Source organism: Paraburkholderia polaris, from assembly GCF_012927345.1.
Classification (GTDB): domain Bacteria; phylum Pseudomonadota; class Gammaproteobacteria; order Burkholderiales; family Burkholderiaceae; genus Paraburkholderia; species Paraburkholderia polaris.
Genome location: NZ_JABBGJ010000099.1, coordinates 1 through 8,985, shown reverse-complemented (window position 1 = coordinate 8,985; position 8,985 = coordinate 1). Strand labels below are relative to the sequence as shown.

The 8,985-nt window shown below is 64.2% G+C and carries 7 protein-coding genes and 1 pseudogene; 5 read left to right on the top strand and 3 right to left on the bottom strand.

Annotated features, from left to right (window positions below; translation table 11 throughout):
- The 5 genes and pseudogenes from HHL24_RS42675 to HHL24_RS42655 form a co-directional block, all read left to right on the top strand.
- A pseudogene (locus HHL24_RS42675) lies at window positions 1-194 on the top strand (IS701 family transposase); the annotation flags it as partial.
- 241 nt (window positions 195-435) lie between these two features.
- Window positions 436-2,559, top strand: coding sequence for a site-specific recombinase (locus HHL24_RS42670; RefSeq protein ID WP_169491252.1), 2,124 nt, complete (start codon window positions 436-438; stop codon window positions 2,557-2,559).
- 250 nt (window positions 2,560-2,809) lie between these two features.
- Window positions 2,810-4,105 (top strand): THUMP domain-containing class I SAM-dependent RNA methyltransferase, encoded by a 1,296-nt coding sequence (locus HHL24_RS42665; RefSeq protein WP_169491251.1) that lies wholly within the window; start codon window positions 2,810-2,812, stop codon window positions 4,103-4,105.
- A gap of 449 nt (window positions 4,106-4,554) precedes the next feature.
- Window positions 4,555-4,938: a VOC family protein gene (locus HHL24_RS42660; RefSeq protein WP_169491250.1), complete on the top strand. Its 384-nt coding sequence runs from the start codon at window positions 4,555-4,557 to the stop codon at window positions 4,936-4,938.
- 67 nt (window positions 4,939-5,005) lie between these two features.
- Complete coding sequence (locus HHL24_RS42655) at window positions 5,006-5,746, top strand: helix-turn-helix transcriptional regulator (RefSeq protein WP_169491249.1); 741 nt, start codon at window positions 5,006-5,008, stop codon at window positions 5,744-5,746.
- Between the two features lie 258 nt (window positions 5,747-6,004).
- Here the strand turns inward: HHL24_RS42655 and HHL24_RS42650 are convergent, their stop codons facing one another.
- The 3 genes from HHL24_RS42650 to HHL24_RS42640 all read right to left on the bottom strand — a co-directional run.
- Window positions 6,005-7,459 (bottom strand): NAD(P)(+) transhydrogenase (Re/Si-specific) subunit beta, encoded by a 1,455-nt coding sequence (locus tag HHL24_RS42650; protein WP_169491248.1) that lies wholly within the window; start codon window positions 7,457-7,459, stop codon window positions 6,005-6,007.
- Window positions 7,459-7,791: an NAD(P) transhydrogenase subunit alpha gene (locus HHL24_RS42645; protein ID WP_028198874.1), complete on the bottom strand. Its 333-nt coding sequence runs from the start codon at window positions 7,789-7,791 to the stop codon at window positions 7,459-7,461. The genes HHL24_RS42650 and HHL24_RS42645 overlap by 1 nt, the downstream gene beginning before the upstream one ends.
- A 66-nt stretch (window positions 7,792-7,857) precedes the next feature.
- A partial coding sequence (locus HHL24_RS42640) for a Re/Si-specific NAD(P)(+) transhydrogenase subunit alpha (RefSeq protein ID WP_169491247.1) occupies window positions 7,858-8,985 on the bottom strand: 1,128 nt, incomplete at its 5' end.

Sequence of the window (8,985 nt, the reverse complement as noted above, 5' to 3'; positions counted from 1 at the left end):
AAGGTCGCGGCTGGCGGGGCTTTCACCACCACGCCACGCTGAGTATTGCCGCATATGGGTTTCTGATGGCCCAGCGACTCAGGATGGGATCAGGCAGCGGCGATAAAAAAAACTTCATCGAACGCGCGCTGCCTGCGCTTCCCGCGGATTACATCGCACGCGGCAGTCCAGCGCGCACAACGCCACGTTCCTGACTCCATCACGACGTTGCGTATCCTGCTCGGACTACGACTCACGCAACGTCTGCACCATTCATCGCAGCGATGGCACGAAAACTATGTGACACAGTAAGACTAACACTTCAAGTAAAGGCACCACCGTAAGCGCACAGACAGCAAGCGCCGCGAAGGCAAACAAAATCAAGAAAACGCCAACACCGCAGGGAATCAAACAAAGCGCCGCAGGCAACAACCCCCGTAGGGCAAAAAACCGCAAATGTTCACCTCAATCAAAAGACTCCTAAAGAAATGGCGCGCCTCCCGCGACGGCGGCCACCAACTGGACGCGTTGCTAGCGATCGCCGACAAGACAGCGCCCTACCCAGACCGCAGTGAATGGCTGATCGAACTCGCCCATTGGATCCACCGCGGCCGCGCAGTCCAACCCGAGCAACTCGATAACACCGTCGAAGACAACACATCACGCTCAACCCCGGCGCACACAAGAATCCGCTATCTCCTCCACGTGCTGGACCGTAACCCGGCCTGGAAGGCCAACGTCGCCGGCATTGTCCGCGCGCTTCTCCGCGAAAGCGACGGCCTCTCGCTTCTCTGCGATGCAGGCATGCCCGTGCACTCAGGCTTCTTCGGCGCACTCTTCGAGCGCCTCGAAGCCTCGCTGATTCCGCCCGCGCCGAACCGGCGCGACCTGAGAGCAATCGTCACGCTGATGTTCAGCCCGGAGCGCGACGCCGAATGGATCGCTAATCTGCCAACCGATCTGCTTACCCGCATCCGCGCCCTCTTCGACTATGAACAGGACGACAGCGAACAACGCGACATCACCCCCTTCTCGCTCGACCTGCTGGCCGCCCTGCACAACCTCACCTGCCAGATCAGTTCGACCGGTCTGTCGCAAACCGTCCGCAGCCGGCTCGGCGAAGTCGATGTCCGCGATGCCGGCGATGTACGCGTCGCCATGGAAAAGCAGCCGTTCTACCGGCTCACGCGCGCCATGCTTGCCGTCGAAGCGGCCCATCAGGCAGTCAGCGCAGGCGCCCCGCAGGACAAGCTGCTGCATGAGGTCAACTATCTGCGCCTGCTGCTCGACGAATGCCGCAGCGCCACCGACAACGTCTTCGCCCATCTCTACCGCAACGGCGTCAGTGTCGATATCGTGTTCCAGGTCGAACGGATGCGCATGCGCATCGTGCGTGCGGAGCATCTGCTGAACGCCTGGATGACGCAGGACGATCCCCACGCCGGCGCACGTCTGGCCGCCGAACTGGTGAACGCGAATCACGCGAGCCAGAGCGTCGCGCATCTCGTACGCAGCAATTTCTCGTTGCTGGCGCGCAAAGTCGTCGAGTACAGCGCCGATACCGGCGAGCACTACATCGCGCGCGATCGCGCCGAATACCTGAAGATGCTGCGCATGGCGGCCGGCGGCGGGCTCGTGACGGTGGTCACGGTCTGCGTGAAATTCGCCATCACCGGCGCGCATCTGCAATCGATGTTCGAAGGCCTGCTCGCCGGCATCAACTACGCGGCCAGCTTCCTGCTGATGCACTTCCTGCACTTCTCGCTCGCCACCAAACAACCGGCGATGACCGCGCCCACCCTCGCCCGAGAATTGGACGGTACCGGCACGCCGGCAGGCGTGGACAGCTTCGTGAGTTCGGTGACCGCATTGATGCGCACGCAGGCAGCCGCCGTGCTCGGCAACGTGCTGCTGGTGTTTCCCGTGTGCTTCGGCGTGCAATTGCTGTGGCATGCGCTCTTCAACGCCAACATCATTTCGCCCGAGAAGGCGCACGCCACGCTGCACTCGTTCTCACTGTTGGGGCCGACGCCGTTCTACGCCGCACTAACCGGCGTGCTGCTGTGGTCGTCGAGTTTGCTGTCAGGGTGGGCGGACAACTGGTTCGTCCTGCATCGCGTGGCAGATGCGCTCGCCTATAACCGGCGCCTGCGCATGACGCTCGGCGCGGCCGGCGCCGCCCGGCTCGCAACGTTCTGCCGCTCGAATGTGGCGGGCGTCGTAGGCAATATCACGCTCGGCCTGATGCTCGGGCTCGTGCCGGCGATCCTCACCGCCTTCGCTTTCACTTTCGAGGTGCGCCACGTGACGCTCAGCGCCGGCTCGATCGGCGTGGCGCTCGGCGTGCTCGGCAAGGACGCGTTGAAGTTGCCGGAGCTGTGGTGGGCGGTCGCGGGCGTCGGCAGCATGGCGATCCTCAACGTGGCCGTGAGTTTCGCGCTCGCCTTCTACATGGCGGTGAAATCGCGTGACTTGCGCCGCAATGCGGTGCGCTCGCTGCGTGGCGCGATCTGGCAGCGGGTGTTCCGGCATCCGCTGGAGCTGGTATGGCCAGCGAGAGGGGCGCGCGAAGGCAAGTAAATCGCGCTGCACGCCATCCGCAGCGCCACAACGGCCTCGCGGCGCCGTGCTCATGTCAAGCCAAGGCGCCGCCCGCCGAACCCTTGCCGCGCGGCGCGATGATGTGTCGCGCTGCGGTCAGCGGCGTGTGCCTTGCCATCTCGGCGCACGCCCACACGCCACCACAATGACATCGCAGAACAGCCCCCGCCTGGCCCGCCACCCCGACCGCGTACAATAGCGCCTTATCTAACGCCTTCCGGCAACCTCAATGTCCTTCGATTTCTTCCTTCCCTGTCCGCGCGGCCTCGAAGCCTCGCTCGCCGCCGAGCTCGCCGAAATTGCCGCGAAGCACCTGAACGGCGCGCCGTTCACGGCCGGCGCGCAAGTGCCCGGCGGCGTGCATTTCCGCGGAGGCTGGGCTGCCGGCATGGCCGCCAACCTGCACTCGCGCCTCGCGAGCCGCGTGCTGCTGAAAATCGCGCATCGGCCGTATCGCAGCGAACAGGACATTTACGCGCTCGCGCTCGAACAGCGCTGGGAGCAGTGGTTCTCGGCGAACGAAACGCTGCGCGTGGACGTCACCGCGATCAAATCGCCGCTGCGCAGCCTCGAATTCACCACGCTACGCGTCAAGGACGCGATCTGCGACCGTCTGCGTGAAGTCAGCGGTGCGCGTCCGAACATCGACACCGCCATGCCCGACGTGCGCGTGTTCGCATTCCTCACCGCCACCGATTGCACGCTCTACCTCGACACCTCCGGCGATCCGCTCTTCAAGCGCGGCTGGCGCCTGGACAAGGGCGCGGCGCCGCTGCGCGAGAACCTCGCGGCGGGCATCCTGCGTCTGACCGGCTGGACCGCCGGCACGCCGCTGTACGATCCGATGTGCGGTAGCGGCACCTTCCTCGCGGAAGCCGCGCAAGTGGCGCTGAATATCGCGCCGGGCGCGGAGCGCCGCTTCGGCTTCGAGAGGCTCAAGCAATTCGACGCCAAGACCTGGCAACCGCTGAAGGGCGCCGCGCTCGACGCCAAGCACGCCGCCCGCAGCTCGCGCGCCGATCTGCAGATCTTCGGCAGCGACATTTCCGGCGACATGTTGGACAAGGCGCGTGCGAACTTCCAGCGCGCCGGTCTGCCGTCGATTCCGCTTAAGCAGGTCGACGCGCGCGGCATGACGGCGCCGTCGGCTGAACCGGGCATCCTCGTCGCGAATCCGCCGTATGGCGAACGGATCGAAGTGCGCGGCCGCAACGCGCGTGGCGAAATCCGCGAAGGCCGCGCCACGCGTGAAGGCCGCGACGACGACAGCTTCCACCGGGCTCAGGAAGAAGCACCGGACAGCGAGTTTTTCCAATCGCTCGGCGATGCGCTGAAGCAGCGCTTCACCGGCTGGCACGCGTTCATCCTGACGTCGGATCGCAAGTTGCCCGGTCAGTTGCGTCTGCGCGAATCGACCAAGACGCCGCTCTTCAATGGCGCGCTCGAATGCCGGCTGTTCCGTTTCGATCTGATCGCGGGCAGTGTGCGCCAGCGGCCGCAGAACAACGACACGTCAGCGGCTTAAGCCGTCGCAGCGCAACATCGAAAAAAACCGCGGATCCATGTTCGCGGTTTTTTTTCGCCGGTACCTCGGCGATTGGCCGGCGTCGGGTCCCACCTGCTGACACCTCGGCTTCTCCGTCCTTCTATTCGCACCCGGCTCACCATCTGTGTCGCCTCTGTCGCCTCTGTCGCCTCTGTCGCCTCTGTCGTCTCTGTCGCCGCTGCCGCCTCTGCCGCCTCTGCCGCCTCTGCCGCCTCTGCCACCTCTGCCACCTCTGCCACCTCTGCCACCTCTGCCACCTCTACCATCCCGCCATTGCTGCCGGCGCCCTGCACGCCCATCGTCCGCCACGTCCTTTTCCTACACCCGCCAAGCCCTACTGACACTACGCTGTCAGTAGCACCCCCGCACACTCCTTCTCACGCCATCCGGCGCTTTGCACGGCTTACCGCCATTCACAGGAGAGTGTCATGTCCGCATCATCCAAAGTTGTTGCATGGTTCGAGATTCCGTCCGTCGATTTCGATCGTGCTGTTCGCTTTTACGAAACCGCGCTCGACGTCAAACTGAATCGCCAGGAAGTCGGCGGCCAGCCGATCGCCATCTTCGGCTACGAGGAACCGGCCACCGGCGGCGCGATCGTCCATAGCCCGTCGATGACGCCGACCGACGACGGCGTGCTCGTCTATCTGAACGCACAACCGAACGTGGACGCCGTGCTTGCCCGCGTCGAGCAGGCATGCGGCAAAACTGATGGTCCGGTGATCAAGCTGCCGCAGGACATCGGCTACATCGCGTTCTTCACGGACACGGAAGGCAACCGCCTCGGTCTGCATTCGCGGACCAACGGCTGAGCACGCGGCGCGGCACACAAGCGCGGCGGCCCGCTGGCACCGCGCAGAACAGCGACCGGAGCGCGGCATGCGGCGCTATCATCGCGGGACTGTCCCCGTCCTTTTCTACAAGACGCCCACGATGACGCGCCGCGCCGACCGCCTGTTCCAGATCGCCGAACTGTTACGCGGCCGGCGTCTGACCACCGCACAACAACTCGCCGACTGGCTCAATATCTCGCTGCGCACGGTCTATCGCGACGTGCGCGATCTGCAACTGTCAGGCGTGCCAATCGAAGGCGAAGCGGGCATCGGCTACCGGTTGAGCCGCGCGGCGAGCCTGCCGCCCCTCACCTTCACCGCCGACGAACTGGCCGCGCTCGCAGCAGGCGCGCGGATGCTCGAATCGTGGGGCGGCACCGGTTTCGCCAGCGGCGCACGCGGAGCGTTGGCGAAGATCGCCTCGGCGATGCCCGCCGACAAGCGCGCAACGCTCGAACGTCTGGCGATCTTCGCGCCGTCGTTTCACATCAAGGCCGATTTTTCAGCGAAGGTAGACGTGCTGCATCGGGCGATCGATGCACGTCAGGTGGTGAACTTCGCCTATACCGATGCAAATGGCGCGGCGACCGAGCGGCGCGTGTGGCCGCTGGCACTGGCTTATTGGGGCGCGCGCTGGACGCTCGGCGCGTGGTGTGAGTTGCGGAGCGATTTCCGCAATTTCGGGCTGGAGAAGATCCAGGACCTTCAGGTGCTCGAAACGTATCCGGATCAGGAAGGCAGGCGGTTGGCCGACTTGCTGCGGCACGTGAATGCTAAGCCGCGATAAAGATGCCGATGAGGCCGCGGCTGGGGTGGGACGCGAGCGCAGATCCTGGCGGTGAGATGCGGCAGTACGTCTGAACGTTTGACACCCGGCTGGCAAGTGCCAGCTGCGATCCGCCTGAACCGTAAGATCCCGTGGCCCAGCGGTGCATCACGAAGCGCCCCCGGACAAGCTAGATTTCGCTCACGCATTCCGCTGTATCACCGGCGGTTCGCCGCCCGCCGCGAGGCAAGCCACGAACCGCCGAACAGCCGAGGCGCGTTATTCCACCGCCTTCACCATATCCTCGATCACCTTCTTGGCGTCGCCGAACACCATCATCGTCTTGTCCATGTAGAACAGGTCGTTGTCGAGGCCTGCGTATCCTGCCGCCATCGACCGCTTGTTCACGATGACCGTGCGCGCCTTGTAAGCCTCGATGATCGGCATCCCCGCGATCGGCGACTTCGGATCGTTCTTCGCCGCCGGGTTCACCACGTCGTTCGCACCGAGCACCAGCACCACGTCGACCTGACCGAACTCGCCGTTGATGTCGTCCATTTCGTAGACCATGTCGTAGGGCACTTCGGCTTCGGCGAGCAGCACGTTCATGTGTCCCGGCATCCGCCCCGCTACCGGGTGAATTGCGTACTTCACCTCGATGCCCTTCTCGACCAGCTTGTCGGTCAGCTCCTTCAACGCATGCTGTGCACGCGCGACCGCCAGACCATAACCCGGCACGATCACCACGGTTTCCGCATTGCCGAGCATGAACGACGCATCATCCGCCGAACCAGTTTTCACCGGGCGTTGCTCCGCCGACCCACCCGCTACAGCCGCCCCCGCCTCGTTGCCGAAGCCGCCGAGAATCACGTTGAAGAACGAACGGTTCATCGCGCGGCACATGATGTACGACAGGATCGCACCGGACGAGCCGACCAGCGAGCCCGCGATGATCAGCATCGGATTGTTCAGCGAGAAGCCGATGCCCGCCGCCGCCCAGCCCGAGTACGAGTTGAGCATCGACACAACCACCGGCATATCCGCGCCGCCGATCGGAATGATGATCAGCACGCCCAGCACGAAGGCGATCAGCGTCATGATGATGAACGGCAGCCACGACTGCGTGAGGAAGAAGATCACGCCGAAGCCGAGCATCGCGAGCGCGAGCAGCAGGTTGATCAGATGCTGCCCGGCATAGACGACCGGTGCGCCCTGGAAGAGCCGGAACTTGTATTTGCCCGAGAGCTTGCCGAATGCGATCACCGAACCGGAGAACGTGATGGCGCCAACAAACGTGCCGATGAACAGTTCGACGCGATTGCCGTACGGCAGGAAGCCCGGTGCTGTGTTGTCAGGGTCGACGAGGCCGAACGCGGACGGCTCCGACACAACCGCATACGCAATACACACGGCCGCGAGACCGATCAGCGAGTGCATCGCGGCGACCAGTTCCGGCATCTTGGTCATCTCGACGCGCGCCGCGACGAACGCGCCGATCGCGCCGCCGATCACCAGCGCGACCAGCAGCAGGCCGAGCCCCAGACCGAGGTTCGAGCCGAGCCCGTTAGCCTGTTTGATGATCAGCGCAATGGTGGTGAGGATCGCAATCGCCATCCCGGCCATGCCGAAGGTATTGCCGATGCGCGCCGTCTTCGGATTCGACAGCCCTTTGAGCGCCTGGATGAAGCAGACCGACGCGACCAGATAAAGCAGCGTGACGACGTTCAGACTCATTACGCGTTCTCCTTGGCGGTCTTGTCAGCGATGAGCTTCTTCGGCTCTTTCTTGCGGAACATCTCCAGCATTCGCCTCGTCACAAGGAATCCGCCGAACACGTTCACCGCCGCGAGCGCGACGGCCAGCGTGCCGAAGAACTTGCCGGTGTCGCCCACAGTGAGGCCTGCTGCGAGCATCGCGCCGACGATCACGATCGCCGAGATCGCGTTGGTCACGGCCATCAGCGGCGTGTGCAGCGCGGGCGTGACGTTCCAGACGACGTGGTAGCCGACGTAGATCGCCAGCACGAAGATGATCAGATTGATGACGGTGTGGTTGATGACTTCCATTCCCCTCTCCTTTGTCGACCAGAGTTGGCGCTTTAGCGCTTACTCTGGTCCCATGCAACTTTGTTGCTAGGCCTTGCGTGCGACTTCGCCGTCACGGGCCAGCAGCGTGGCCGCGACGATATCGTCCGCGAGATCGATGTTCAGGGCGCCTTCCTTGGTGATGATCAGCTTGAGGAAGTCGAGCAGGTTGCGTGCGTAGAGCGACGACGCGTCGGCGGGCACCATCGAAGCCAGATTCGTATAGCCGACGATCTGCACGCCATGTTTCAGGACGACCTGATCCGCTTCGGTCAACGGACAGTTGCCGCCGCGCCGGCCTTCATACTCGGCGCCACGGCCTGCCGCGAGGTCGATCAGCACCGAGCCGGGTTTCATCGCCTGGACGGTTTCTACCGAGATCAGCGTTGGCGCGGCGCGACCGGGAATCAACGCGGTGGAGATGACGATATCCGCCTGCTTTGCCCGTTCGTGGACCAGTGCCGACTGGCGCGTGAGCCACGACGGCGGCATCGGTCGCGCATAGCCCCCGACGCCTTGCGCGGCTTCGCGCTCCTCGTCGGTTTCGTACGGCACGTCGAGAAACTTGGCGCCGAGCGATTCGATCTGCTCTTTCACTGCCGGACGCACGTCGGACGCTTCGATCACGGCGCCCAGGCGCTTGGCGGTCGCGATTGCCTGCAAACCGGCCACGCCCGCGCCAAGAATCAGCACGCGGGCCGCTTTGACGGTGCCCGCGGCGGTCATCAGCATCGGCATGAAGCGCGGATAAAGCGTAGCCGCCAGCAGCACCGCTTTGTACCCGGCAATATTCGCCTGCGAGCTCAACACGTCGAGGCTCTGCGCGCGCGTGGTGCGCGGCGCAGCCTCTAAAGCGAATGCGGTGACGCCCGCTGCCGCGAGCTTTGATGAGTTTTCGGTATTAAAAGGATCGAGCATGCCGACCAGCGTCGCGCCGCGCTTGAGCAACGGCAACTCGGCATCGGTCGGAGACTGGACCTTGAGGACGAGATCAGCGCCGAACGCAGTGGCCGCGTCGACGATTTCCGCGCCGGCAGTTGTAAAGGCTTCGTCAGGAAAGCTGGCGCCGGTGCCGGCGCCGCTCTGGATCGTGACCCGGTGGCCCTGGGTCACATACTTCTTGACCGTTTCGGGCGTCGCGGCGACGCGGGTTTCGTGCGCGCGCGTCTCGGCTGG